The sequence below is a fragment of the Paucibacter sediminis genome (assembly GCF_030254645.1).
Classification (GTDB): Bacteria; Pseudomonadota; Gammaproteobacteria; order Burkholderiales; family Burkholderiaceae_C; genus Paucibacter_B; species Paucibacter_B sediminis.
On the sequence record NZ_CP116346.1, the window covers coordinates 1,066,412 to 1,092,841 of the forward strand.

At 69.4% G+C, this 26,430-nt stretch carries 21 protein-coding genes and 1 riboswitch; of the genes, 14 read left to right on the top strand and 7 right to left on the bottom strand.

Going from position 1 to position 26,430, the window contains the following annotated elements; translation table 11 throughout:
- Positions 1-61 precede the first annotated feature (61 nt).
- Positions 62-1,042 (bottom strand): potassium channel beta subunit family protein, encoded by a 981-nt coding sequence (locus PFX98_RS04875; protein ID WP_285234048.1) that lies wholly within the window; start codon positions 1,040-1,042, stop codon positions 62-64.
- 111 nt (positions 1,043-1,153) lie between these two features.
- On the opposite strand from PFX98_RS04875, the gene PFX98_RS04880 reads away from it, so the two are divergent.
- A complete protein-coding gene (locus tag PFX98_RS04880) occupies positions 1,154-2,392 on the top strand; it encodes an FAD-dependent monooxygenase (protein WP_285234049.1) in 1,239 nt (412 codons plus the stop codon).
- Positions 2,393-2,489: 97 nt separating this feature from the next.
- Positions 2,490-2,582, top strand: a riboswitch (glycine riboswitch).
- A gap of 168 nt (positions 2,583-2,750) precedes the next feature.
- Positions 2,751-3,893, top strand: coding sequence for a branched-chain amino acid ABC transporter substrate-binding protein (locus tag PFX98_RS04885; RefSeq protein ID WP_425334664.1), 1,143 nt, complete (start codon positions 2,751-2,753; stop codon positions 3,891-3,893).
- 211 nt (positions 3,894-4,104) lie between these two features.
- Here the strand turns inward: PFX98_RS04885 and PFX98_RS04890 are convergent, their stop codons facing one another.
- The 3 genes from PFX98_RS04890 to PFX98_RS04900 are packed head-to-tail and all read right to left on the bottom strand — an operon-like array spanning position 4,105 to position 9,562.
- Positions 4,105-4,659: a hypothetical protein gene (locus PFX98_RS04890; protein WP_285234050.1), complete on the bottom strand. Its 555-nt coding sequence runs from the start codon at positions 4,657-4,659 to the stop codon at positions 4,105-4,107.
- Between the two features lie 14 nt (positions 4,660-4,673).
- Positions 4,674-5,477, bottom strand: coding sequence for a carbon-nitrogen hydrolase family protein (locus tag PFX98_RS04895; protein WP_285234051.1), 804 nt, complete (start codon positions 5,475-5,477; stop codon positions 4,674-4,676).
- Positions 5,474-9,562: a YhdP family protein gene (locus tag PFX98_RS04900; RefSeq protein ID WP_285234052.1), complete on the bottom strand. Its 4,089-nt coding sequence runs from the start codon at positions 9,560-9,562 to the stop codon at positions 5,474-5,476. The genes PFX98_RS04895 and PFX98_RS04900 overlap by 4 nt, the downstream gene beginning before the upstream one ends.
- 122 nt (positions 9,563-9,684) lie before the next feature.
- On the opposite strand from PFX98_RS04900, the gene glnE reads away from it, so the two are divergent.
- From glnE to PFX98_RS04920, 4 genes are all read left to right on the top strand, one after another.
- Complete coding sequence (glnE, locus tag PFX98_RS04905) at positions 9,685-12,441, top strand: bifunctional [glutamate--ammonia ligase]-adenylyl-L-tyrosine phosphorylase/[glutamate--ammonia-ligase] adenylyltransferase (protein ID WP_285234053.1); 2,757 nt, start codon at positions 9,685-9,687, stop codon at positions 12,439-12,441.
- Positions 12,441-13,016 carry a rhombosortase gene (gene rrtA / locus PFX98_RS04910; RefSeq protein WP_285234054.1) on the top strand — a complete coding sequence of 192 codons (576 nt, stop codon included), beginning with the start codon at positions 12,441-12,443 and terminating at the stop codon, positions 13,014-13,016. The genes glnE and rrtA overlap by 1 nt, the downstream gene beginning before the upstream one ends.
- Positions 13,003-13,896, top strand: coding sequence for a DMT family transporter (locus tag PFX98_RS04915; protein ID WP_285234055.1), 894 nt, complete (start codon positions 13,003-13,005; stop codon positions 13,894-13,896). Before rrtA ends, PFX98_RS04915 begins: the two co-directional genes overlap by 14 nt.
- A 76-nt stretch (positions 13,897-13,972) precedes the next feature.
- Entirely contained in the window at positions 13,973-14,626 is a 654-nt protein-coding gene (locus PFX98_RS04920) for a glutathione S-transferase (protein WP_285234056.1), read from the top strand.
- A gap of 246 nt (positions 14,627-14,872) precedes the next feature.
- Here the strand turns inward: PFX98_RS04920 and PFX98_RS04925 are convergent, their stop codons facing one another.
- Entirely contained in the window at positions 14,873-16,063 is a 1,191-nt protein-coding gene (locus PFX98_RS04925) for a serine hydrolase domain-containing protein (protein ID WP_285234057.1), read from the bottom strand.
- A gap of 124 nt (positions 16,064-16,187) precedes the next feature.
- Here PFX98_RS04925 and PFX98_RS04930 point away from each other — a divergent pair, with 124 nt between their 5' ends.
- The 5 genes from PFX98_RS04930 (at position 16,188) to PFX98_RS04950 (ending at position 20,522) form a co-directional block, all read left to right on the top strand.
- Positions 16,188-16,844, top strand: a complete 657-nt coding sequence (locus PFX98_RS04930; protein ID WP_285234058.1) for a response regulator — start codon at positions 16,188-16,190, stop codon at positions 16,842-16,844.
- A complete protein-coding gene (locus PFX98_RS04935; protein ID WP_285234059.1) occupies positions 16,841-18,232 on the top strand; it encodes a sensor histidine kinase in 1,392 nt (463 codons plus the stop codon). Before PFX98_RS04930 ends, PFX98_RS04935 begins: the two co-directional genes overlap by 4 nt.
- A 141-nt stretch (positions 18,233-18,373) precedes the next feature.
- Positions 18,374-18,724 (top strand): GntR family transcriptional regulator, encoded by a 351-nt coding sequence (locus PFX98_RS04940; RefSeq protein WP_285234060.1) that lies wholly within the window; start codon positions 18,374-18,376, stop codon positions 18,722-18,724.
- The gene (locus PFX98_RS04945; RefSeq protein ID WP_285234061.1) at positions 18,721-19,608 is read left to right on the top strand and encodes an ABC transporter ATP-binding protein; all 888 of its coding nucleotides are present in this window, start codon (positions 18,721-18,723) and stop codon (positions 19,606-19,608) included. Before PFX98_RS04940 ends, PFX98_RS04945 begins: the two co-directional genes overlap by 4 nt.
- Positions 19,609-19,631: 23 nt before the next feature.
- On the top strand, positions 19,632-20,522 hold the full coding sequence (locus PFX98_RS04950; protein ID WP_285234062.1) for a hypothetical protein: 891 nt from the start codon (positions 19,632-19,634) through the stop codon (positions 20,520-20,522).
- Between the two features lie 71 nt (positions 20,523-20,593).
- Here PFX98_RS04950 and PFX98_RS04955 read toward each other — a convergent pair whose 3' ends face one another.
- Complete coding sequence (locus PFX98_RS04955; RefSeq protein ID WP_285234063.1) at positions 20,594-21,463, bottom strand: ferritin family protein; 870 nt, start codon at positions 21,461-21,463, stop codon at positions 20,594-20,596.
- An 81-nt stretch (positions 21,464-21,544) separates the two neighbouring features.
- Positions 21,545-22,483, bottom strand: coding sequence for a MerR family transcriptional regulator (locus PFX98_RS04960; protein WP_285234064.1), 939 nt, complete (start codon positions 22,481-22,483; stop codon positions 21,545-21,547).
- Positions 22,484-23,069: 586 nt separating this feature from the next.
- Between PFX98_RS04960 and PFX98_RS04965 the strand changes: the two genes are divergently transcribed.
- The 3 genes from PFX98_RS04965 to PFX98_RS04975 are packed head-to-tail and all read left to right on the top strand — an operon-like array spanning position 23,070 to position 26,430.
- Positions 23,070-24,413 carry an NAD(P)/FAD-dependent oxidoreductase gene (locus PFX98_RS04965; protein ID WP_285235536.1) on the top strand — a complete coding sequence of 448 codons (1,344 nt, stop codon included), beginning with the start codon at positions 23,070-23,072 and terminating at the stop codon, positions 24,411-24,413.
- Positions 24,414-24,448: 35 nt separating this feature from the next.
- A complete protein-coding gene (locus tag PFX98_RS04970; protein WP_285235537.1) occupies positions 24,449-25,183 on the top strand; it encodes a DUF1365 domain-containing protein in 735 nt (244 codons plus the stop codon).
- Positions 25,184-25,209: 26 nt separating this feature from the next.
- Entirely contained in the window at positions 25,210-26,430 is a 1,221-nt protein-coding gene (locus PFX98_RS04975; RefSeq protein WP_285234065.1) for an SAM-dependent methyltransferase, read from the top strand.

Here is a 26,430-nt window from a genome sequence, read left to right on the forward strand (position 1 = left end):
CGATATTAGCGGCCCGCGGCGCCACCCAGGCAGTGCAACGCGGCCGGGGTCAGTTCTTGCCTTACTTGGCCAGAGGCTTGGTGATGGCGTCGATGCGTTCCAGCACTTCCGGCGTCAGCTTGGGCGCCAGCGCCAGGGCGGCCAGGTTGTCCTGCAGCTGGCTGAGCTTGCTGGCGCCCAGGATCACGGTGGAGACATGCGGGTTGTGGTTGGCCCAGGCGATCGCCAGCTGCGCCACATTGCCGCCCAGCTCGGCGGCCAGCTTCTCCAGCTCGGCCACCGCGGCGTTCTTGGCGGCGTCCTGCAGCTGCTCGCGCATCCAGGCCATGTTCTCCAGCGAACCACGGCTGCCCTCCGGAATGCCGGCCTTGTACTTGCCGGTCAGCAGGCCCGAGGCCAGCGGGCTCCAGGTGGTGAGGCCCAGGCCCAGGTCCTCGTACAGGCGCGCGTACTCCTGCTCGACGCGCTGGCGGTGGAACAGGTGGTACTGCGGCTGCTCCATCACCGGCTTGTGCAGGTGGTGGCGCTCGGCGATCTCCCAGGCGGCGCGGATGTCGGCGGCCGACCATTCGCTGGTGCCCCAGTAGAGCGCCTTGCCCTGGGTGATCATGTCGCTCATCGCGCGCACCGTCTCCTCGATCGGCGTGTGCGGATCGGGGCGGTGGCAGTAGACCAGGTCGATGAAGTCCAGGCCCAGGCGCGCGAGCGAGCCGTCGATCGCCTGCATCAGGTACTTGCGGTTGAGCGTGTCCTTGGCATTGACGGTATTGGCCTCGCGGCTGATGCCCCAGAAGAACTTGGTCGAGACGATGTAGGACAGGCGCGGCCATTTCAGCGCCTTGAAGGCCTCGCCCATCACCACCTCGCTCTTGCCCATGGCATAGACCTCGGCGTTGTCGAAGAAGTTCACACCGGCGTCGAAGGCGGCCGCCAGCATCTCGGTGGCGGCCTTGGTGTCGACCTGGTTGTGATAAGTGACCCAGGAGCCCAGCGAGAGCTCGGAGACTTTGAGGCCGCTGCGGCCCAGGCGACGGTATTGCATATGTTGGACTCCTATCGGGAAGGGCCAGAGCGTAGCGGACTCCCGCCGCTATAGTGGGCGGCGCACGGCAAAGCCCGCCGGCGTACTCCGAATTCATACGCTATGCGCACCATGCCCACCGAAGCCAGCACGCCGACCCGCATGTCACTCGCCGTGGTGGGCGCCGGGCCGGCCGGCCTGAGCCTGGCCCTGCTGGCCGCCCAGCTGCTGCCGGAGGCGGCCATCAGCCTGTTCGACGCACGGCCGCTGGAGCGCGATGTCTCGGGCGACCCGCGCACCCTCGCGCTCTCGCTGGGCAGCGTGCAGCTGCTGCAGCGCCTGGGCACCTGGCAGGCGGGCCAGGCCGCGCAGGCGCAGGCGATCCTGCAGGTGCAGGTGAGCCAGGCCCCACCCACGCTCAGCCACCCCTGGCTGTTCGGTGCCGGCGGCCAGCCCGAGGTCAGAATCAGCGCGCGCGAGCAGGGCGTGGAGCAGCTCGGCGCGGTGCTCAGCTACGGCCAGCTGGTGGCGCCGCTGCAGGCCGCCTGGCTGCAAGCCTGCGCGCGCGCGCCGCAGCGCCTGTCCGCGCGCTTCGGCCAGGGCGTGTCGGCCATCAAGCCTGAGGGATCGGGCGTGGAGATCGACGCCGGCGATGCCCATCTGGCCGAGCGCTTCGACCTTGCCGTGGTGGCCGAGGGCGGCGTGTTTGCCGAGCAGGCCCGCAAGGCGGTGGCGCGCGACTATGCGCAGAACGCCTGGGTCGGCACGGTGGAGCTGGACCCGGCCGCGCCGCCGGGCGTGGCCTACGAGCGCTTCACCCGCAACGGCCCGCTGGCCCTGCTGCCCCTGCCCGAGCGCGCCGGCCAGCGCCGCGCGGCCCTGGTCTGGTGCCTGCCGCAGGCCGAGGACGAGATCGGCACGCTCAGCGACGCGCAGCGCCTGGCGGTGCTCAACACCCTGCTGCCGCCGGGCCTGCCGCCGCTGCGCGGCATCGGCGCGCTGAAGTGCTTCCCGCTCGGCCTGAACGCCGAGCGCACCCTGGTGGAGGGCCGCGTGATCCGCATCGGCAATGCCGCCCAGACCCTGCACCCGGTGGCCGGCCAGGGGCTCAACCTGGGCCTGCGCGACGCCTATGCGCTGGTGCAGGCACTGCGCACGGAGGGCGCGATCGACAGCGCGCTGCGCCGCGTGGAATGGCAGCGTGCGCCCGACCGCTGGAGCATGATCGCCGCCACCGATTTCCTGGCGCGCAGCTTCGCCTGGCGCTGGCCCGGCCTGCCGGGCGCACGCGGCCTGGCGCTGGCCGCGCTGCAGGCCGCCCCGCCGCTGAAGCGCGCGCTGGCGCGGCAGATGATGTTCGGAAGGCGCTGAGGCGGCCAAAACAAGGGTTAACCCTTGCCTCAGGTATAGTCATCAACTTCACCGCAAGACCGAGGTCGCCTGTCGACCGTCTTGCCGGCCACGAGCCCGAGCGACGTCGGGAGAGTCCGCGTGCCACCCGCGCGGCGCCGAAGGAGCAACCGCCCCGGAAACTCTCAGGCAAACGGACCGATGTCGCGGATGAACTCTGCAGAGTTGCCGGCTGCCTGACGTCCGCCGGTACGCCGAAGGAGCAAGTCTGGCCCCCGGGGGGCCGCACGAATCTCTCAGGTGTCAGCAACAGAGGGGGCGACGACCACCGCGGTCCGGTGGCGTCACTTGACCCACCGACGTCGACAAAAGAGATTTCATGAAACCTACCCCATCACGCCTCGGCGGCATCGCCCTGGCCTGCCTCGCCATGTCCGCGCACGCAGCGGAGCCCCTCGTGGTCAAGATCGGCCATGTCGCCGCACTCAGCGGCCCCGCCTCACACCTCGGGCGTGACAACGAAAGCGGTGTCCGCATGGCGATCGAGGAATTGAACGCCAAGGGTCTGCAGATCGGCGGCCGCCCGGCCCGCTTCGTGCTCCTGGCCGAGGACGACGCCGGCGACCCCAAGCAAGGCACTGCCGCGGCGCAGAAGCTCGTGGACAACAAGGTCAACGGCGTCGTCGGCCACCTGAATTCGGGCACCGCAATCCCTGCCGCGCGCATCTACGCCGACGCCGGCATCCCGCAGATTGCGCCGTCGGTGACGAACCCGCGCTACACCCGCCAGGGCTTCAAGACGACCTTCCGGATGGTCGCCGACGACGCCCAGCTCGGTGGCACGCTGGGCCGCTACGCTGCACAGACGCTGAAGGCGAAGACCGTTGCGGTCATCGACGACCGCACCGCCTATGGCCAGGGCGTTGCCAGCGAGTTCGAGAAGGCCGCGAAGGCCGCCGGCGCGACGATCGCCAAACGTGAGTTCACCAACGACAAGGCGACCGACTTCACGGGCATCCTCACCGGCATCAAGGCGGCCAAGCCCGACGTGATCTTCTACGGCGGCATGGACGCGGTGGCCGGCCCGATGCTGCGGCAGATGAAGCAGCTGGGCATCCAGTCGAAGTTCATGGGCGGCGACGGCATCTGCACCGCCGAGTTGCCCAAGCTGGCTTCGGGCCAGGTGCCCGACGGCCAAGTGGTCTGCGCGATCGCTGGTGGCGTTGACGCGGCACAGCGGCCGGCGCTCGACAAGTTCAAGGCCGACTTCAAGAAGAAGTTCGGCATCGAGGTCCAGATCTACTCGCCCTACACCTACGATGCCACGAAGGTGATGGCCGAGGCGATGGTCAAGGCGGGATCGGCCGAACCGGCCAAGTACCTGCCGGTGCTACAGAAGATCAGCTACCCCGGCGTCATCGGCACCGTCGCTTTCGACGAGAAGGGCGATATCAAGAACGGTGCACTGACGCTCTACACCTTCAACCGCGGACAGCGCGAGGAGCTCGGCGTCGTGCGCTGAGCAGATGCGGGCGGCACGGTGGCCAGACCGTGCCGGGCGAGCGCCTGCCCCCCCCGGCTCAGGCGCCCCGCCCTGCACGGCCTTCAACGGCCTGTCATCAAGCGCCCCGACACTGGGGCCATGAACAATATTCAGGCCCAAACTCTCCATCAACTCCTGCAGACCACGCGGCAAGCCTGGCTGGGCCAGCCGCAGCCGGCGCAGGCGCGTCTCAGTAGCGCAGCTCCAGCAGCTCCCGCAGCGCGGCATTGATGTTCTTGCGCAGCGCGCCCTCGTTGGCCAGGCGCAGGCGCTCGTTCTGGTCCAGCATGGCGTCGCCGAACTCGGCCACATGCACGCTGCGCAGCTCGCGCTGGTAGAGCTTGTTGCCGCTGGCCTTGTCCAGCAGTTCATAGGCCATCGTCAGCGCCACGCGGGCGTCGCCCACCGCCACCGCGGGTTGCTCCAGCGCCAGCAGCGCGGCGCGCAGCTCGTAGCGGCCGCCCTGGGGCTGCGGCGCCAGCATGCCGGCGGCCTTGAGCGATTCCTGCAGCGCCACGCGCAGCGCCTCGTCGCCGATCTTGGAGCCCCACAGGCGGCCGGTCGGCTGGCCGCCCAGCACCTGGCCCAGCTGCACCTGCTGCTTGAGCGCCTCGGGCACCCAGCCGCGCAGCTGCAGGCCGTCGGCCACGCTCAGGCGCATGCCCTCGGGGTCGGCGGGCGTGCCGCAGCCGGCGAGCGCAAGACCTGCCCCCAGCAGGGCCAAGAGTGATGTGCGGCGTTGCATGGCGTGCTCCTCGATCAAAGTCGGCGGTGTTGCAGGGCCGGCAGCTGGGCGCGCAGGGCGGCCATGCGCGGCGCGTCCAGCTCAGCGATGGCCAGGCCCTCGCCCTCAGGCAGGCAGGCGAGCACCTCGCCCCAGGGATCGACGATCATGCTGTGGCCCCAGGTGCGGCGGCCGTTGGGATGCGTGCCGCCCTGGGCCGGCGCGATCACATAGGCGAGGTTCTCCACCGCGCGAGCGCGCAAGAGCAGCTCCCAATGCTTCTGGCCGGTGGTGTAGGTGAAGGCCGCGGGCACGGCCAGCAGGTCGCAGGGGCCACCCACGCCCATGGCACGGTAAAGCTCGGGAAAGCGCAGGTCGTAGCAGACCGAGAGCCCGAGCTTGAGCGGCCCGGCCTGCAGCGTCACCGGCGCGTCGCCAGGCTCGAGCACGCGGCCCTCGTCATAGCGCTCGCGGCCATTGTCGAAACAGAACAGGTGCAGCTTGTCGTAGCGCGCCGCGCGACGGCCGTCCGGGGCATAGACGCAGCAGGCATTGCGCACCTTGTCGGCCCGCGCGCTGCGTATCGGCAGGGTGCCGCCGATCACCCACAGGCCCAGCTCGTGCGCCGCCTGGCTCAGCATGGCCTGGATCGGGCCCTCGCCATCGGCCTCGGCGATGGCTAACTTGTCGGCGTCGGCCGTGCCCATCAGGCAGAAATACTCGGGCAGGGCCACCAGCTCGGCGCCCTGGGCGCGGGCGGCCTCCATCCAATGGCGCGCACGCGCCAGATTGGCCGCCACCTCGGGGCCCGAGACCATCTGTATCGCTGCCAGCTTCATGGTGCTGCTCCTGATGCCGCCTCCTCGGGCGGCTTGCGCTCGGACTTCTCGATGCGATCGACCTTGGGCGCATCCCACATGCCGGTGACATGGAATTCCTCCGTGCCGGCCGCTGCCATGGGCTTGCGCAACAGCCATTGGGCCAGGAAGGTGCCCAGGCCGATCGCCGGATTAATGGCCGCATAAGCCAGCGAAGCGCCGCCCACGTTGAGCTCGGGCACCACCAGCACGCGCAGATCCTGGGTCTCGGCGGCCAGATCGGCCTGGCCCTCCATCAGCACCGCCGCCTGCAGGCCCACCATGCGCAGATTGCTGGTATGGGCCACGCCCTTCTCGATGCGCAGGTCGCCGGTGAAGCTGTCGAAGGCAAAGCCCTGCGAGAACACATCGCGGAAGTCCAGCAGCAGGCGGCGCGGCAGCGATTGCAGGCTCAGCACGCCCAGCAGCCGGCCCACGCCGGGCTCGGCCTGCAGGAACTGGCCGGCGTCCAGCGCCACATGCAGCTGGCCGCCCATGCTGGGGTAGTCGGGGCTCAGCGGCGAGCCCTGCCAGCCGAGCTGGCCGTTCAGGCGGCCCTTGCCGCCGCGCAGGATCTGCCCCTGGCCCAGCGCCTGCAGGAGCTTGCCGCCGTCGCTGACGTCCAGCTGCCAGTCCAGCAGGGTGCGGCGCTGACTCTGCCCAGGCTCGGCCACCCATTGCCCGGTGGCGTTGAGCAACGCGTCGGGGTGCTTGATCTGCAGCCGGGCGAGCTTCCATTCGCGCGTCGGCCCCACCAGCTGGGCATCGATCTCCAGGCGGCCCAGCTTCTTGCCGCGCAGCTCGAAGTCCTCCACCACGATGTCCAGCGCCGGCACGCTGCTGGGCTGCTTCTCCAGCAGCTGCAGCACCGAATCGGCCTCGCTCTTGGGCAGGGCCAGGCGGCCCAGGCGGGCGTAGACGCGGCCGGGCTGGCCGGCGCGCGCCTGGCGCAGCTCCAGATAGCCGCTCAGCTGTTCGGCGTCGATGGTGGCGCGCCAGCCGTTCTGCTCGGGCGCGCGGCTCAGGCCCGCCACCAGGCGCGAGACCTGGCGGCCCGCGGCCTTGAAGCTCTGCGCGCGCAGGGCCAGTTGGCTGGGCGCGTAGCCGCTGTCCATGTTCTCCAGGCTCACCGGGCCGAGCAGGCGCTGCGCGGTGGCGAGCCAGGCGTCGGCATCGAAGCTGGCCAGATTGGCCTGCAGCTGCACGCCGCTGGGCGGCAGCGGCGGCAGGTTGTCCAGCACGCTCAGCGCGCCGCGCAGCACCTGCGCGCTCTCGCCGCCGAGCTCGCGCTGGTAATGCGCTTGCAGCTGGTTGCCCAGCTCCAGGCGCAGCTCGTCGCGCGTGGCGCTTTCATTCCCATTCACCGGCAAGAGCCGCGATTGCAGGCGCAGGTTGAGCGTGCTGTCGGCCTCCTTGCGCAGCGGCGCCGGCAGATCCAGCGCCAGGCCCTGCAGCGAGCTGCCGAGGTTGAACTCGGTCTGCCCCTTGACGAAACCCAGCTCCAGCTTGTAGCCGGTCGAGCCACTCATGAACTGGGCCAGACGGCTGGGCAGGCCCAGCTCGCTGGCGCGCCGCAGCGCCTCCGCACTCAGCTGCCCCTGGGCACTGAAGCGCAGGCTGCCATCGGCCTGGCTGCCGCCCTCGAACAGGGCCTCGCCGCCCAGCACGCGTGCGCCGGCGGCCTGCAGCTGCACGCCCTTGCGGTCGAAATCGATGCGCGCGCGTGTGTTGGAAAACAGCGGCACATCGGGCCGCAGGCGCAGCTCGTTGCCGGCCAGCAAGACCTGACCCTTGACGCTGGACTTGCTGGCATCCAGCAGCGGGATCTTCAGGCCCAGCTTGAGGCTGGCGTTGCCGCTGGCGCTGGCGGCGTCCAGGCCATGCGAGGTCCATTCCGAGAGCGGCGAGCTGCGCATGAAGCGCAAGAGCTCGGCCATGGGGCCGCGGCCCTGGCCGTCCATCTCCAGCTGGGCCTGGTGCGCCAGATCCGGGATGCCGCCGTTCACGTTGAAGAGCTCGTAGCCCAGCACCTTGGCGCGGCCCTTGCGGATCTGCATGCTGCCGCGCTCGAAGATCAGCTCGGCATTGAGCTGCTCCATCACCGGCCAGGGCGAGTTGTAGGCGGGGCTGGTCTCGGTGGCGGCGTGGCTGGGCACATAGGCCAGCTCCACGTCCTTCACCTGGCTGCTGATGCGGAAGATGCCTGCGCCAGCACCTCCCACACCATGAGGGCCGTCGAAGGGGAAATCGGCCAGGTCGCCGCGCACGCGCGCCTGCACCTGGTGCGCCTCGCCGCCGCGGATGGCATCGCGCACATAGGCGCGCGCGGTCTCGCCCACCACCAGCGGCAGGTAGCGCACCACGCGCCTGGCGGGGGCCTGGTCGATGCGGCCGCTGAGGTCCAGGCTGCCGGGCAGGCGCGCGCCGCGGCCGCTGCCGGGCTTGGCGCCGGTGCGCCAGGTGGCCTCGAATTCGGCCTTCACATCCTCGTTCTGCAGGCGCAGCTCGCTGACGCGCAGCTCCACCTGGGGCGGGCCGCCGTCCTTGCGCGCCTCGATGCGCCAGTCCAGCCCGGCGCTGAGCGTCTGCAGGGGGATGCGCGGCTCCTCGAACACGCCGGGAAAGTCCAGCATGCCGTCGCGTATCGCCAGCCGCGCCGTGCCGCCCTTCTCGGTGGCATCGAACTGCAGCTGCGCCCCGGCCAGGCCCGGGCGGGCCGCGCCGTGCGCGTCGGCCGGCACGCCGGCGGCCAGGCTCAACTGGTCCAGCGCACCCTTGATGCGGTAGCTCTGCGGCGCCTCGGGCGCGCCCTCCCAGCGCGCGCTGAAGGCGCTGACGCGGCCGCTGGGCGCCATCTCCTGCGCCAGCTGGTGCGCGGCCGCCGGCACCGGCAGGCGCGCCATGATGCGCGCGGCCAGGCCCAGGTCCATCTGCTGGGCCGTCAGCTCGCCGCCCAGCAGCTCGCCCAGCTCGGCGCCCAGCACCTGGGAGGCCTGGCGCGTGCGCAGCGAGAGCGACCAGTCCGAGCGCGGCCACACCAGGCCCTCGCCATCCTCGAAGCCGAGCTGGCGCGCGGTAAAGCTGAGGCCTTGCGCATTGCGCTGCATCGAGAGCCGGCCGGCGATCTGCGCCAGCTCCAGCGCCTCGATGCGCTTGCCCAGCTTGAGCTTGACGGCGCGCAGCCCCAGATCGAGGGTGGCGGCCTGGCTCTGGCCCTGCTTGATCTCCAGCCAGGCGCGCAGCGCGCCATCGCCCTCGCTGAGCTCGAAGGGCAGGTCCAGGTAGCGGCGCAGCTCGCGCACGTCGGCGCGCGGCAGGTCGGCGAACAGCGAGCCGCTCCAATGCTGCAGATCGCCGGGACGCTTGAGCAGCGACTGGGTGAACTGGCCGCGCAGCGAGAGCCGCTCGCCCCAGGCGGGCGGGGGCGTGGCGTCGAGGCGCAGCTCGTGGCGGCGCAGGCCGTTGCGCAGCACCAGGTCCACGCGCGAGAGCTCCAGCGGCGGCGCCTGGCGCGCCTCGTCGATCCAGCGCACGCGGCCGTTCAGGATCACGAACTCATGCTGGACGAAGAACCAGTCGGCCAGATCGCCGCCGGCCTCGGCGCGCTCGGCCTCGTCCACGCTCAGGCCGGCCACGAAGATGCGGCCCTGGGCGTCGCGCCGCACCACCATCTCGGGGGCATCGATCAGCAACTGCTCGAAGCGCAGCTCCAGCGCCAGCAGCGAGCGCGCCGAGAGCGCCGCCGCCACCCGCGGCAGGCGCAGGGCCTCGCGGCCATGCTGGTCGATGAGGCGCACATCGCGCATTTCCAGCGCCGGTATCCAGCCCCCCGAGCGCACATCTATCTGGCCGATCTGCAGATTCAACCCCAGCGATTTGGAGGCTTGTCGCGCCAGCGCAGGGCGCCATTCATCGATGTGCGGCAGAATCGCCCAGTGCAAAACCAGCCAGGCCAGCAGCATCAGGCTCCATGCCAGCAGCACCAGGGCCACGGCCCATCTGGCGCAGCGGCGGGCCCAGCGGGCGGGGCGGTTGGCGGCGGCGAAGACGGTGGCTAGCAAGGACATGTAGAAGGCACGCGCTCTCGAGCGCGGCACACAGGATGAGAAACGATGACACTCGCAAAGCCTTGGGGGGCGCCCCATCGCTCTCAGGATCGCAGCGAATCTAGCACAGGCCACCCTGCCCCATGAGCGTCGACGAGCATTCTTTACCCTCTGCAACCAAGGCGGCGCTGGCCGCGCACAGCCGCTTCGTGCAGCGCATCCGGCGCCGCTACGACCAGGAGCTGCCCCTGCTGGCCGCCGGCCTGCCCGACCGGGCCGCCATGCAGGCGCTGATCGCGCAGCTGCAGGCCGAGGGCCGCAACCTCGCCAGCGCGCTGCGCGTGACCCGCCATCTGGTGCTGGAGCGCCTGGCGGTGCACGACGTCGAGCTGGCCGCGCCGATGAAGGCCATCACCGAGGCGATGACCACGCTGGCCGAGGTGACGCTGTGCGCGGCGCTGACGCAGGCACGCATCGAGCAGGACGCCATCCACGGCCAGCCGCGCAACAGCGTCGGCGAGGTGATCGAGTTCTGGGTCGTGGGCATGGGCAAGCTGGGCGGGCGCGAGCTCAATGTCAGCTCCGACATTGACCTGATCTATGTCTACGACGACGAGGGCGAGACCGATGGCGCCAAGCCGGTCTCGGCGCACGAATACTTCACCCAGGTGGCCAAGAAGCTCTATGCGCTGATCGGCGACGTCACCGAGGACGGCCAGGTGTTCCGTGTCGACCTGGCGCTGCGCCCCAATGGCAACTCGGGCCCGCCGGTGGTGAGCCTGTCGATGCTGGAGGAGTACTTCCTCGTGCAGGGGCGCGAATGGGAGCGCTTCGCCTGGCTGAAGAGCCGGGTGGTGGCGCCGCGCCAGCCCGAGGCCGGCGCAGCGCCCTCGCGTGCGGTGGCGCTGCGCTCGCTGGTCACGCCCTTCGTCTACCGCCGTTACCTGGACTACGGCGTGTTCGAGGGCCTGCGGCAGCTGCACCGCAAGATCCGCGACGAGGCGCAGAAGCGCGCCGCCGGCCGGCCCGAGCGCTCCAACGACGTGAAGCTCTCGCGCGGTGGCATCCGCGAGATCGAGTTCACCGTGCAGCTGCTGCAGGTGGTGCGCGGCGGCCAGTTCCCCGAGATCCGCACGCGCTCCACCGTCAAGGCGCTCTCCCGGCTGGCGGCGCGCGGGCTGATGAAGCCGGCCACCGCCGCCAAGCTGGCCGAGGCCTACGACTTCCTGCGCCGCGTCGAGCACCGCATCCAGTTCCTCGACGACCAGCAGACCCATTGCCTGCCGGGGTCCGACGATGACCTGAAGTGGATCGCGCGCTCCATGGGCATGGTCTGCAGCGCCGAAGCCTGCCAGCTGCTGGACCGCCTGTGCGAGGTACGCGAGCTGGTGGCCACCGAATTCGACGCCTTGCTGCACGACGGCCAGGCGCCCAAGCCTGGCGCCTGCAAGAACGGCCAATGCGGCGGCCCGGCCCTGCCGGTGGATGCCGACGAGTTCCTTGAGAAGCTGCCGCCCGAGCTGGCCGCCGCGGTGCGCCGCTGGGCCCAGCAGCCGCGCGTGCAGAACCTGCGCGAGGAATCGCGCCTGCGCCTGGCCAAGCTGGTGGGCCGTGCCGCCATCGGCGTGAAGGAGGGCGCATGCTCGCTGGACGCCGCGCTGCGCTTCGTCGACTGGGTCGAGCCGCTGCTGCGCCGCGAGAGCTATCTGGCCCTGCTGGTGGAGCGCCCCGCGGTGCAGACGCGGCTGTTGCGCCTGCTGGGCCTGGCGCGCTGGCCGATGCGCTATCTGATGCAGCATCCCGGCGTGATCGACGAACTGGCCGACAGCCGGCTGATGCACGAACGCTTCGACGGCGCCACCTTCATCGCCGACCTGCAGGCCCGCCACGATGCCTGGGCCCAGCATGGCGAGGCCGATGAGGAGGCCTTGCTGGACAGCGTGCGCCGCGCCCACCATGCCGAAGTGTTCCGCACCCTGGTGCGCGACGTCGAGGGCCATATCACGGTGGAGCAGGTGGCCGACGATCTCTCGGCCCTGGCCGATGCCACCCTGCAATGCGTGATCAGCTGGTCCTGGGCGCGCCTCAAGCAGGCGCACCGCCCGGCCCCGAGCTTTGCGGTGATCGCCTACGGCAAGCTGGGCGGCAAGGAGCTGGGCTACGGCGGCGACCTGGACGTGGTGTTCCTGTTCGACGACGCGGACGAGAACTCGCCCGAGATCTACGGCGCCTTCGTGCGCAAGCTGATCACCTGGCTGACCCTGCGCACCGCCGCTGGCGAGCTGTTCGACATCGACACCGCGCTGCGCCCGAACGGCAACTCCGGCCTGCTGGTGACCTCGCTGGCCAGTTTCGAGCACTACCAGACCGGCCGCGGCAGCAACACTGCCTGGACCTGGGAGCACCAGGCCATCACGCGCGCGCGCTTCTGCGCCGGCGCACCCGAGCTGGCCGCGCGCTTCGAGGGCGTGCGCCGCGCCGTGCTGACGGCCGAGCGCGACATCCAGGCGCTGCGCCAGGAGGTGCAGGCGATGCGCGAGAAGGTGCGCCAGGCCCGCCCGGTGCGCGCCGGCCTGTTCGATGTGAAGCACAGCCCGGGCGGCATGATGGACGCGGAGTTCGCGCTGCAGTTCCTGATCCTGGCGCATGCGCGCCAGCATGCCGAGCTGCTGGACAACGCCGGCAATATCGCCCTGCTGCAGCGCGCCGAGGCCGCCGGCCTGCTGCCCGCCGGCGTGGGCAAGGCCGCCGCCGATGCCTACCGCGAGCTGCGCCGCGTGCAACACCGGGCACGCCTGGACGAACAGTCCACCGCGCTGGACGAGGCGGCGCAGGCGGCGCAGGGCATCGCCACGCACCGCGACGCGGTGCTGGCGCTCTGGCGGGCCGTGTTCGGCTGATGTCCTGGGCGGCCCTCAGCGCCGGCCTGGCCACGCTGGCCGGCCTGGCCTGGTGGCTGCCGCGCGCGTGGCTGGACTGGCAGCCCGCCCTGTGGGCACAGGAACCCTGGCGCGTCCTCAGCGCCGCCCTGGTGCATTGGAGCGCCCAGCATCTGCTTGCCAATCTGGCCGGCTGTGCCGTGCTGGCCCTGCTGGGCCGGGCCGGCCGGCTGCGCGCCACCCCCGCCTGGCTGGCCGCCTGGCCGCTCACCCAGCTGGGCCTGCTGCTGCAACCCGCGCTGCTGCATTACGGCGGGCTCTCGGGCCTGCTGCACGCGGGCGTGGCGGTGGCGGTGGTGGAGCTGCTGGCACGGCGCGGGCGGGATCGGCTGGTGGGGGCGGCCATCGCGGCCGGCCTGCTGGTCAAGCTGTGGCTGGAACAGCCGCTGGGGCCTGCGCTGCGCACCCTGCCCGGCTGGGACATCGCGATCGCGCCCTTTGCCCATCTCAGCGGCACGCTGGCAGGTGCGCTCAGCGCCCTGGCGTGGCTGGCCTGGCGGCGGCTGCGGGCATCATCGCGCCATGCTGAAGTCTGATCGCAAGCCCCATCTCGACGCCTTTGCCGTCGCCTCCGTGCTGTTCTGCTGCGCCCTCTGGGGCCTGGGCCAGGTGGCCATCAAGGCGGCGCTGAGCGAGATCACCCCGTTCTGGCAGGCGGGGCTGCGCTCGCTGATCGCCGGCGCGCTGGTGTGGCTCTGGGCACGGGCGCGCGGCATCGCGCTGTTCGACCGCGACGGCAGCCTGGGTGGCGGCCTGCTGGCCGGCGGCCTGTTCGCGGCCGAGTTCGCGGCCATCTTCTGGGGCATGCAGTACACCAGCGCCTCGCGCATGGTGGTGTTCATCTACCTCGCGCCCTTTGTGGTGGCGCTGGGCATGCCCTTCATCTCGCGGCACGAGAAGCTCACGCCGCGCCAGGGCCTGGGCCTGCTGCTGGCATTCGGCGCGGTGGCGTTCGCCTTTGCCGAAGGTTTCAGCGCGGGCGGGCAGCCGCAGCAATGGCTGGGCGATGCGCTGGGCCTGCTGGCCGCGCTGCTATGGGGCGGCACCACACTGGCGATACGCGGCAGCCGGCTCGCCAGCGCCAGCGCCGAGAAGACGCTGTTCTACCAATTGGCGGTCTCGGGCCTGGCGCTGAGCCTGGCGGCCCTGGCCCTGCACGAGCCGCTGCCGCTGGCCTGGTCGGCCCGGCTGCTGGGCTGGTTCGGCTTCCAGGCGGTGATCGTCTCCTTTGCCAGCTACCTGCTGTGGTTCTGGCTGGTGCGCCATTACCCGGCCACGCGCCTGGCCAGCTTCACGCTCAGCACGCCGCTGTTCGGCCTGCTGGCCGGGGTGCTGGTGCTGGGCGAGGCGATCACGCTGCGCCTGGTCATCGCCCTGATCGGGCTGGCGCTGGGCATCCTGCTGGTGAACAAATAGCGGCATGTCTCCTGGGTGGCAAAGGCGTGCCCCGCCTCGGCATAGACTGCGCCCACCCCACAAGGAGACACTCACCATGACGATCACACTCTGCGGCTTCTCGCTCTCGAACTACTACAACAAGGTCAAGCTGGCCCTGCTGGAAAAAGGCATCCCCTTCCAGGAGGAGGTGGTGATGACGCATTCCAAGGACGAGGCCGTGCTGGCCGCCTCGCCGCTGGGCAAGGTGCCCTTCATCCGCACCGAGCAGGGCACGCTGTGCGAGAGCCAGGTGATCCTGGACTATCTGGAATCTGCCTACCCCGCCCACCCGCTGCTGCCGGCCGAGCCCTTCGCACAGGCCAAGGTGCATGAGCTGATCACCTTTGTGGAGCTGCATCTGGAGCTGGTGGCGCGCGAACTCTACGGCCAGGCCTTCTTCGGCGGCACGTGCAGCGACGCCAACAAGGAGCGCGTGAAGAAGCTGCTGGACAAGAACATCCCCGCCTTCAAGCGCCTGGCCAAATTCGGCCCCTATCTGGCCGGCGATACCTTCACCCAGGCCGATTGCGCCGGCTGGGTCAGCCTGCCCCTGGTGGCGATGGCCACCAAGTCGGTGCTGGGCGAGGACCTACTGGCCGCCCATGGCGTCGAGTGGAAGTCCTACGCCAAGCTGATCGGCGAGCGCCCCGCCGCCCAGAAGGTGACGGCCGACCGCAAGGCCGACCAGGACCGCTTCGCCGCCAAGTAGGCGCAGGCGCTCCGCCAGCGGGAGACTTCTGGCAAGGGCCTTCGAGCGGCTCGCTAAGCACGCGCCAGACCGCCAGGCGCGGTCCGATGACGTCGCGCCCGGCGCGGGCAAGGCAGTCAGCAGGCACAGCGCCGCCTCGACGGGCACGCTAACGTCCAGCGGACTGGCCTCGAAGTTGCCCAGCTCCGTATCCCATTACCACTTCATCCCATAGGCGGCCGGCAGGCGCTGGGCGCGCCAAGGAGCCTATAGGCCCGGCTGGATGATCTGCGCCACCGTTCGTGCGATCACGCGCGCGTTGGCGTGCCGTTCGTCCAGATTGGTCATGACGATGACCGTCAGCTGATCGTCCGGATAGCGAATGAAGTCGACCACATGGCCAGGCATGCCTCCTGAGTGATAAACCCAGCGATGCCCCTGCTGGGTGCGCAGCTGCCAGCCCAGGCCGTACCAGATGTCGGGCGTCGTCGCGTTCGCGGCCTGCATCAGGCTGTTGGGCGTCCACATCAGGTCCAGCGTGGCGCGCTTCAGAATGCGCTCGGTGTACAGCGCCGCGTCCCACTTCGCCATGTCAAGTGCGTTGATCTGCAGGCCGCTGGCCGCCAGCGCCAAGTAGTTGCGCTCGGCGCTGTTGTAGGCATGGGGACGGCGTTGCTCGGCCACGATCTCGTAGCCGATCGCGTTGCCTGCTGCCGACTCGTTCGGCGCCATCAGGCGCGCGCTGTCCATGCCTAGCGGCTGGAACACGCGCCGGCGCAGGAACTCGCCGTAGTGCTGGCCGCTGACCTTCTGGATGATCAGGCCGATCAGGTCGTAGCCTGTATTGCTGTAGAGGAAGGACGAGCCGGGCGGGAAGGCCAGGCCATGGGTTTTGAAGCGCGCCAGCAGCTCGGCGGTGGAGAAGCCCTGATCACGTTCGAGCGCGGCGAAGAAGGCATCGTCCGGGTATTCGGGCAGGCCCGAACTATGGTTGAGCAGATGCCGGATCGTGATGCCGTTCCAGGCCGCGGGCGTGGCGCCAAGATACGGCTCAAGCCTGTCATCGAGCGTGAGGAGGCCGTCTTCGACCAGCAGCATGATGGCGCTCGCGGCAAAGGACTTGGTGACCGAACCGATCTCAAAGCGCTGTTCGACCTGTATTGGCGTGGCAGCCTCGAGATCGGCATAGCCATAGCCCTTGGCATAGACGATTCGGCCGGACCTGGCCACCACCAAGCTGGCCCCCGGAATGCGCTGTGCGAGCAACTGCTGCTGGACCATATCGTCGACCGCGGGTATCGCCCCCTGGCTCGAACCAGCAGGCTGCGTGCTGACCTGGGGCAGCACGCGCTCGGACGCCAGCGCCCCCTCGCCGCCCCCGCCTCCTCCGCCACAGCCAGCCAAAGGCAGAGCCAAAATAGATTGCAGGAGCAGGCGGCGCTGGGTCAACTGGGACATGATATTGGGGTGTCGTGGAAGCAGCGCGAGTCTGCCAGCGCGCGCCCGACTTCGGGGTAGGCCGCGGCAGTGCGCTTTGGCTGGCCTTTGGCCGCGCGCCTCCCGACCGCACCGATACTGCGCCATGCACATTCTGTTAATCGAGGACGATCTCGACCTTGGCAAGGCCCTGCAGGCCGCGCTGCGCCAGGGCGGCTTCAGCAGCCGATGGCTGCGCCGCGGCGCCGATGCGCCCGAACGCTTGGACCCTGTCCAGCAGGACGCGGTGTTGCTCGATCTCGGTTTGCCCGATGGTTGCGGCTTGCAATTGCTCAAGCGCTGGCGCGCTCAAGGGGCCGCCACGCCGCTGCTGGTCATGACCGCACGGGTCGGTCTTGCCGATCGATTGGAGGGTCTGGACGGCGGCGCCGACGACTACCTCAGCAAGCCCTTCGAGATACCCGAGTTGATGGCCCGCTTGCGGGCCCTGCTGCGTCGCAGCGCGGGCCAGGCCAGCGAGAACTGGCGCATCGGCGACCTGACGATCCGGCCGCGCGAGCGCGAAGTGCGGGTGTGTGGGCGTGCTGTCGAGCTGAGCCCGCGCGAGTTCGATCTGCTGAATCTGCTGGCCGGCGAAGCTGGCACCGTCGTTCCCAAGGGCAAGCTGGCGCAAAAGCTGGCGCCCTTGGGCGAGGCGCTGGATTTCGCCAACCTCGAGATGTACCTGTCGAACCTGCGCCGCAAGATCGGCGCCGAGCGCATTGGCACCGTGCGCGGCATAGGCTATCGCCTGCTGACATGAGCCGCCGCATCGCGTGGCGCCGGATGCTCGGTCCCTCACTAAGTCGCCGCATTGGCCTGGCGCTGCTTGCTACCTTGATGTTGGTCGGGCTGGAGATTCTGGCCTGGAATTACCTCGAATACCGGCGCGATATGGCGGTGGATCCCGGCGTCCGGGAGATCGTCGTCAACATCACCGCACATTTGCAAAGGACGCCCGCGATGAATCGCGCGGTTTCACTGCGCGTCCTGATCGACGACGCCAACCAATGGCGCCGCGCCCAGCCCGATCGTTGGAAGGGCGAGCTGGCGGTGCTATGGCTGGCACCTGATGGTCAGGTCCTGTACGAATCGCACCCCCATTGGCGTGCCGCCTTGCTGGCCCAGACCCCAGGTCGGGATGACCACATGATCGAAGGGCGCCCACATTGGGCCTATCGGCAAGACAGCGCCGTGGGCTCGGTGCGCGTCGCCGAGCCAGTCCGCGGCCCCGAGGCGATGCTGCGCAAGGTGGCGCATCAGCTGGGGTTCTACCTGCCGATCGCATTCCCGGTCGTGCTGCTGCCCCTGTGGTTGGCTTTGCATCGCGGCCTGCGCCCGCTGCGCGAACTGGTGCAGCGCCTGTCGCAGCGCGATGCCCAGGACCTGGGCCCGCTGGACGTACACCTGCCGCAATCGGAGTTGCAGCCCCTGGGCCAGGCCTTCGACGCGATGCTCGGTCGTCTGCGCCTGCAGCGCGAGCGCGAACGCCGGTTCGTGCAGGAAGCCGCGCACGAGTTGCGCACGCCGCTGGCCGTCATCGCTGCACAGGCCCATGTGTTGCGCCAGGCCGAGACCGAAGCCGAACGTGAGCAGGCCGCGCGAGCCCTGGAGGGCGCGGTCACGCGCGCCGCGCATCTGAGCCAGCAACTGCTGACTCTGGCCAGCGTTGAGTCTGTCCACACTACATCCGACCGGAACACCGATCTGGCCGAGCAGACGCGCGCCCAGCTGGCTGAACTGTTGCCGCTGGCCGAGGCGCGCCGCATCAGCCTGGCGCTCGAAGCGCCAGACCAATTGCCCAGCCGGATATCGCCTACGCTGTGGGGCTCACTGCTCGGCAATCTGGTCGGCAATGCCTTGCGCTATTGCCCCGAAGGCAGTCGCATCGAAGTCCGCTTGAGCGAGCAGGCCGAAGGCCTGTGCCTGCAAGTCGCCGACGATGGCCCTGGCATTGCCGAAGCCGACCGGCAACGCGTGTTCGAACGCTTTTGGCGCAGCGACCAAACCGGAGCCAGCGGCAGCGGCCTGGGCCTGGCGATCGTGCGCCAGGTGGTGCACAGTCTGGGCGGCACCGTCGCCATCGGTTCCGGTCTGGACGGGCGCGGCGTCGCCTTCAGCGTCAGCGGGCTTGCGCCGCAAGGGGATTGAGCGCGATACCGCCCCGAGCGGTATTCGACGTTTCATCCGTCTTTTTGAGCAGCCTGTCGCCACGGCCTGGGTCGCCCGGGGGAGTCTTGTTATGGTGTGCTACATCAGCAACACACCGCGGGGTCCCGCCCCGACAAGGACATGCAAAGCTGGAACGACAACGCGCCGATCTACCAGCAGCTGGCCGACCAATTGGCCGCGCAGCTGCTGGACGGCACCCCTCCCGAGGGCGAAGTCCTGCCCTCGGTCCGCAGCCTCGCAAGCCGCTACCTGATCAATCCGCTCACCGTCAGCCGGGCCCTGCAGGCCCTGGTGGACAACGGCCTGGTCGAGAGCCGCCGCGGCGTGGGCATGTATGTGCGCCAGGGGGCGCGCGAGCGCCTGCTGCAAAGCGAGCGCCAGCAGTTCCTGCAAAAGGAATGGCCGCAGCTGCGCGCCAAGCTGCAACGCCTGGGCCTGTCGGCCTCGGATCTGAACTGGGGACAACAATGAACAACACGGACCACTCCAACCTCGTCGAAGCCAGCGGCTTCAGCCTGCGCTACGGCCGCAAGACCGCCGTCGACGACATCAGCTTCAAGATCCCCAAGGGTCGCGTGGTGGGCCTGCTGGGTCACAACGGCGCCGGCAAGACCTCGCTGATGAAGGCCATGGTGGGCCTGATCGGTGGCTCGGGCCAACTCAGCGTGCTGGGCCTGGACCCGCGCGCCCAGCGCAACGAGCTGCTGACCTCGCTCTCCTACATCCCCGACGTGGCGGTACTGCCGCGCTGGGCCAAGGTGGAAGAGCTGCTGACCCTGATGAGCGGGCTGCAGCCGCGCTTCTCGGCCGAACGCGCCCGCACCCTGCTCAAGCGCACCAGCGTGGCCAGCGGCGACAAGGTGAAGAACCTCTCCAAGGGCATGGTGACGCAGCTGCACCTGGCGCTGATCGCCGCCATCGACACGCGGCTGATGATCCTGGACGAGCCCACCCTGGGCCTGGATGTGATGTCGCGCAAGAGCTTCTACGAGATGCTGATCGACGAATGGTGCGATGGCGAGCGCACCGTCATCATCTCCACCCACCAGGTGGAGGAGATCGAGACCCTCTTGTCCGACGTGATGATGCTGGACGAGGGCAAGCTGGTGCTCAACATCAGCCTGGAGGAGATGGACTCGCGCTTCGTGGCCCTCTCGCACGATGCCGCCGCCGCCGATGCGGTGGCCTCGGCCCATCCGCTGCTGCGCTACCGCCTGCAGGGCAAGCCCGCGGCGCTGTTCGACGGCGAGCCGCCGGTGCACTTGCAGGCCCTGGGCCAGCGCTTCCGCCCCAGCCTGGTGGACCTGTTCATGGCCCTGACCCGCAAGCCCGAAATGCAAAGCCGCCAGGCCTGAGCAGAACAAACGAGGAGAAAACCATGTCCACACGTTTCATGACCCTGCTGCAGCGCGAATGGATGCAGCACCACCGCGGCTGGCTGCTGCTGATCCTGATCCCGCCGCTGCTGGTGCTGCTGGCCATGCCCTTCGGCCGCGTCGAAACCGATGCCAGCAGCGCCCCCACCATGGCGGTGGCCGCGGTGGCCCTGGGCGCCACCGCGCTGGGCGGCTTCGGCATCAGCTGGCTGGTGTCGATGTTCCAGATTCCGGGCCTGGCGCGCCGCGACCAGCAGGATCGCTCGATCGAGTTCTGGCTCTCGCTGCCCGGCACGCACACCGAGAGCATCGCCGCCACCGTGCTGATGCATGTGGTGTTCGTGCCCCTGCTGGCCCTGGCGATCAGCGCCGGGTTGGGCCTGGTGATGGCCGCGGCGGTGGTGATCAAGGTCAGCGGCCTGGCGGCCCTCACCGAGGTGTCCTGGCTGGGCCTGCTGATCGCCGGCGTGGTGGGCGTGCTGCGCCTGGGCTTCGGCGTGCTGCTGATGAGCTTGTGGCTGGCGCCCATCTACCTGGGCCTGATGGCCGCCTCGGCCTGGCTGAAGCGTTGGGGCGCACCGCTGCTGATCGTGGCCACGCTGATCGCCGGCAATGTGCTGAACAAGGTCTACGACAACCCGATCGTCTGGAAGCTGCTGCAAGCCCAGGCGGACGGCGCCGGCCGCGCCCTGATGGATGCCAAGAAGGAGCTGGAGCGCACCGTGGACGGCCCGGCCAGCCTGCCGCAGTTCATCGGCGAGATCTCCAGCTGGGCGCTGCACGACGCGCTGGCCGCCCTGGGTCAGCTGGCCTCGCCGCACCTGATCGGCGGGCTCGCCATCGCCGCCGCCTGCTTCGGCCTGCTGATCCTGCATCGCCGCAACGCCCACTGAGCACGGCACCAGGCCGAATGCCAAGAGCCCGCGTCAGCGGGCTCTTTTCATTGGGGGCAGGGGCCGGCGCTTCAGCTTGATGCGAGCGGCACCACCACCCCGGTGGCCGCGGCGACGCGCGCCGCCATCTCCTTGCGGAAGCGGTTCAGCTCCTGCACGCTCGCGAAGCTGCGATCCATCAGCAGGCTCATGTTGTGGAGGATGCGCTCCACCACCTTGTTCTCCCACACCGCGTCGAACTGGATCTGCGTGTCCAACCACTTCTCAAGCCACTCGGGGTCGGGCAGGCGGCTCTGGATGGTGTCGCGCGGGAACAGCTTGGCGTTCACATGCAGATTGGTGGGATGCAGGGCCTGGGCGGTGCGGCGCGCGCTGGCCATCAGCACCCCCACCTTGGCAAAGGCCGCCTTGGCCTCGTCGCCGAACTTCTGCATGGCGCGCTTCATGTAGCGCAGATAGGCGCCGCCGTGGCGCGCCTCATCGCGCGCCAGGGTCTCGTAGATCGCCTTGATGACGGGTTCGGTATGCCATTCCGACGCGCGCCGATACCAGTGGTTCAGGCGGATCTCGCCGCAGAAATGCAGCATCAGCGTTTCCAGCGCCGGCGCGGGATCGAAATCGAAGCGCACCTCGTGCAGCTCCTGCTCGGTGGGCACGAGGTCGGGGCGGAAGCGGCGCAGGTATTCCATCAGCACCAGCGAATGCTTCTGCTCCTCGAAGAACCACACGCTCATGAAGGCCGAGAAGTCGCTGTCGTCGCGGTTGTCGCGCAGAAACATCTCGGTGGCCGGCAGCGCCGACCACTCGGTGATGGCGTTCATCTTGATGGTGCGGGCCTGGTCCTCGGTGAGGCGGCTGGCATCGAACTTGTCCCAGGGGATGTCCGTGTCCATGTTCCAGCGCACGGCTTCGAGTTGCTTGAAGAGTTCGGGGTAAAGCATGACGAGTCCTCGCTAAGGCAGCAAATTCTATGCGTCTGCCGTGACAACGCACGCGTGGTCGGACGGCCGGCAGGGCCTCGCTCAGGCGGGGTCGGCGCGCCAGCGCTGCACCGCGGCGGCCACCTCGCCCAGCTGCGCGACGCGCTGCACGCCGCCGACCGCGCTGCGCTGCAGGGCACTGCCACTGCCGCCGGCCCATAGTGCCACTGCGGGCGGCAGCAGGGCGCGCAACTGCTGCAGGCCCTCGTGCACCGCGCCGGCGGGCAGCACATTGCTGAAGCTCAGCGCCACGATGTCGGCGGCATGGGCGCGCGCCGCCAGCGGGATGTCGGCCAGCGGCGTCTGCACGCCCAGCGAGAGGCATTGGCAGCCCTCGATCGTCAGCATCGCCTCGGCCATCAACAGGCCCAGGCCATGGGCCTCGCCGGGCAGGGTGCTGAGCAGCACGCGCGGCCGCTCACTCAAGGCCTGGCGCGGCACCGCATGGATGGCCTGGCGCAGCACCTGCTGCAGGCATTCCGAGTAGATGTGCTCTTCGAACACCGCCAGCTCGCCCTGCATCCAGAGCTCGCCCACCTGCGTCGTCAAGGGGGCGATCAACTCCAGCACCGCCGCGCCCAGGCCCATGCGCACGATGGCCTGGGCCAGCAGGCGGCGCAAGTCTTCCACCCGATGCGACTGCAGCAAGTCCAGATATGGCGCGAGCGTCTCGGCAGGCAGGTAGCCCTGCTTGGCCTGCAAGCTGCTGCGCCGCTGCATCGCCTCCGCCAGCAAGGCCTGCAACACCTCCCGATCGGCGGGCACGACGCGCCCGGGCCGATGACCTGCATCGAGCAGGCGCTTCAGCAGGCGCAGCTTCTCGACCTGCTCGGGTGGATAGATGCGCTCGTCCTGCGCATCGCGCAGCGGCGCCGGAAAGCCATAGCGGCGCTCCCAGATGCGCAAGGTGTCCTTGCTGAGCCCGGTCTCGCGCTCGACGGCGGCAATGCCCGGCATCCCGGCGGACGCGGATTCAGCCACGGCGCGTTCCGTCCAGCAGCCATTTATTTGCAATTTTGTCCTGGACAAACATATGACATTCCGTTTGATATGCCCTAATATAGCGACGCGACATCGATTTGACTAGGACAAACAATGTTCAAAGCCGGCCCAATACCAGCGCACCCATGCCGACTCACCGGGCGGCAAGCCGCGTCAGCCAGGCGTTAACTTCATGACCCATACTGTTGCTCATCTGCTGACCATTGTCCCCGCTAGCTGGGACAAATCCGGCCCGGCCAGCGCCAAGCGTGGGCGGACGCAGTACACAGTGGTCAAGCCCTTGAGTGCGGCTGCCGATACCGTGGCAGCCGTCTCGGCTTTGAGCACAAGCCCGCAACAAACAGGTAAAGTTTCCACCAACTTTCAGTCGCAAGATCTCCCCGTCAATGGGGCTGTAATCCCGGAGCCTTTCTCCTCCTCCTCCCTCCCTCCCTCGTTAGCTCCGGGGCGTCTTGCGGCTACTTTTATGTCCAGGGCTTCCGCCTCGTGCGGAAGCCCTTTGCTTTTGCGCCAGGCCTCGGGCGCCGCCGATCATGCACGCGGGCTGAGCGAGTTCCTGGCCGGCCTGCATGCGCTTCCCCCCGGTGGTGGCGCCGGCCCTGGCGGCCCGCGCGTGGCGGTGGTCGGTTCCGGCATTGCGGGTCTTTCGGCCGCCTGGGCGCTCAGCCGCCACGCCGATGTCACGCTGTTCGAGGCCGGGGACTATTTCGGTGGCCACACGCACACCGTCGACATCACGCTGCAGGGTCAGCGGCACGGCGTCGACACCGGCTTCCTGGTCTTCAACGAGCGCACCTACCCGCTGCTGATCCAGTTGTTCGCGCAGCTGGGGGTGGAGGTCGCGGCCAGCGACATGTCCTTCTCGGTCCAGCTGCCCGAGCTGGCCCTCGAATGGAGCGGCTCCAACCTCAACAGCGTGTTCGCCCAGCGTCGCAATCTGCTGCGCCCCGCGTTCTGGGGCATGTTGCAGGATCTGCTGCGCTTCAACCGCCTCTGCACCGCACTGGCCGAGCGCGGCAGCGAAGCCGCACTGTCGCAATCGATCGGCGACTTCCTCGGCGAGCAGCGCTTTGGCGAGGCCTTCCGGCGCTGGTATCTGCTGCCCATGGTGGCCTGCATCTGGTCATGCCCGACCGCGCAGATGCTGCAGTTCCCAATCCGCACGCTGATCCGCTTCTGCCACAACCATGGGCTGCTGCAGGTGACGCAGCGGCCGCAGTGGTTCACGGTGCGCGGTGGCGCACGCCACTATGTGGACAAGCTGCTGCCGCAGATCCGGCACAAGCGCCTGAACTGCGCCGTCCATGCGGTGGAGCGTTGCGGCACGCAGCTCAGGGTGCACAGCGGCGCCGGCACCGAGCTGTTCGATGAGGTGGTGCTGGCCGGCCACAGCGACCAGTCGCTGGCCCTGCTCGGCAACGCCAGCCTGCAGGAGCGCCAGATCCTCGGCAGCATCGGCTACCACCGCAACCGCGCCGTGCTGCATACCGACGCGGGCCTGCTGCCGCAGCGCCGGCGCGCCTGGGCGGCCTGGAACTACGAACATGGCGGCAGCGCCGGCCAGCTCCGGCGCGGGCGCGAAGACCAGGCGGTCTGCCTGCATTACCTGCTCAACCGGCTGCAGCCCCTGCCCTGGCAGCAGCCGGTGCTGGTGTCGCTGAACCCGGTGCGCGAGCCGGCTGCCGCGCAGGTGCTGGGCGAGTTCGACTACGCGCATCCGGTGTTCGACCTGCCCGCCGTGCGTGCCCAGGAGCGCCTGCACGAGATCCAGGGCCGCGATCATCTCTGGTACTGCGGCGCCTGGACCCGCTATGGCTTTCACGAGGATGGCCTGCTGTCGGGCCTGGGCGTGGCCAAGCGCATGCTGGAACATTGGGCCGCGCGTGCCCCGGCCGGAGCCACACCGTGAGCAGCAGCGCCTGGCCGCAGCAGGCGCTGCTGGGCATGGGCCGGGTGCGCCACACGCGCCTGCGCCCGGCCCGGCACCATTTCAGCTATGCCAGCTACTTCCTGATGCTGCCGCTGCGGCGCCTGCGCGAACAGCCCTGCGCGGCCCTGCATCGCAACGGCTTCGGCTGGCTGAGCTTTCACGACGCCGACCATGGCGACGGCGGGCCCGACTGCCTGCACTGGCTGGATGCGCTGCTGGCGCGCGAGGGCATCGACGACGCCACCGGCGAGGTCTGGCTGCACTGCCTGCCGCGCGTGCTGGGCTATGCCTTCAAGCCGGTGAGCTTCTGGTACTGCGAGCGCGCCGACGGCGCGCTGGCCGCCATCGTGGTGGAGGTTAACAACACCTTCGGTGAACGCCACTGCTATCTGCTGCAGGGCGCGCAGCTGGGGCGCGAGCTGCGTGCCCACAAGGTCTTCCATGTCTCGCCCTTCTGCCGCGTCGGCGGGCATTACCGCTTCCGCTTCATGCATGCCTGGCAGGCCGGGCGCGCGCGCACCGTGGCGCGTATCGATCACCACGACGAGGCCGGCGCGCTGCTGGAGACCAGCGTCAGCGGCGAGCTGCAGCCGCTCAGCGAGCGCAGCGCCCGCGCGGCCTTTCTTGCCATGCCCTGGCTGAGCGCCGCCGTGATGGCGCGCATTCACTGGCAGGCGCTCAGGCTCTGGCTCAAGCGTGTGCCCTTCTTCCGCAAGCCGGCCGAGCCGCCCCGATTCCTGACCCGCTGACGGCCTCGCCAGAAACCGCCACCACGATGAACTCGACCACCTGCACCAACCGCTTCGGCCTGCCGGAGAGCGCCCCCGGCGCCGCGCGCCGGGTATTCCGCCTGCTCAGCCTGCTCCAGCATGGCAGCCTGGACGTGCAGCTGCCCGACGGCAGCCAGCTGCATTTCGGCCGGCATGAGGGGCCGCGGGCGGCGCTGCGCATCAAGTCCTGGGAGGTCTGCGCCGCCGCCCTGCGCGCCGGCGACATCGGCTTTGCGGAAAGCTATGTGGCGGGCGACTGGAGCACGCCCGACCTCTGCGCCCTGCTGGAGCTGCTGGTGCGCAACCGCGAGGCGCTGGAGCGCGTGGTCTACGGCCGCTGGTGGGGCGCGCTGGCCTACCGCATCAGGCATTGGCTCAACCGCAACAGCCGCGAGGGCAGCCGCAAGAACATCCACGCGCACTACGACCTCGGCAACAATTTCTACAAGCTCTGGCTGGACCCGAGCATGAACTACTCGAGCGCCTGGTTTGACGGCGACCGCCGCCAGCCCCTGGCGCAGGCGCAACAGGCCAAGATGCGGCGTGCCCTGCGCGAATGCGAGCTGCAGCCGGGCCAGCGCGTGCTCGAGATCGGCTGCGGCTGGGGCGCCGTGGCCGAGACCGCCACGCGCGACTTCGGCGCGCGGCTCACCGGGGTGACGCTGTCGAGCGAGCAACTTGCCTGGGCCCAGCAGCGCCTGCAAGGCGCCGGCCTGGCCGAGCGCGCCGAGCTGCGCTTCCAGGACTACCGCGACATCGCTGACGCCCCCTTCGACGCCATCGTCTCGATCGAGATGTTCGAAGCGGTGGGCCGGCAGTACTGGGATGGCTACTTCCAGACCCTGCGCGACAAGCTCAAGCCCGGCGGTCGCGCCTGCATCCAGAGCATCACCATCCGCGACGATCTGTTCGAGCGCTACACGCGCTCCAGCGACTTCATCCAGCAATACATCTTCCCCGGCGGCATGCTGCCCAGCCCCAGCCAGTTCCGCGCCCATGCGGCCAGGGCCGGCCTGCGCGTGGTCAACGAGCTGGCCTTCGGGCTCGACTATGCCGAGACGCTGAAGCGCTGGCGCGAGGCCTTCCTGGCCCAGGAGGCGACGGTGCGCGAGCAGGGCTTCGACACCCGCTTCATGCGGCTGTGGGAGTTCTACCTGGCCTATTGCGAAGCCGCCTTCGCGGCCGGCAATACCGATGTCATGCAGTTCACGCTGCGGCGGGATTGA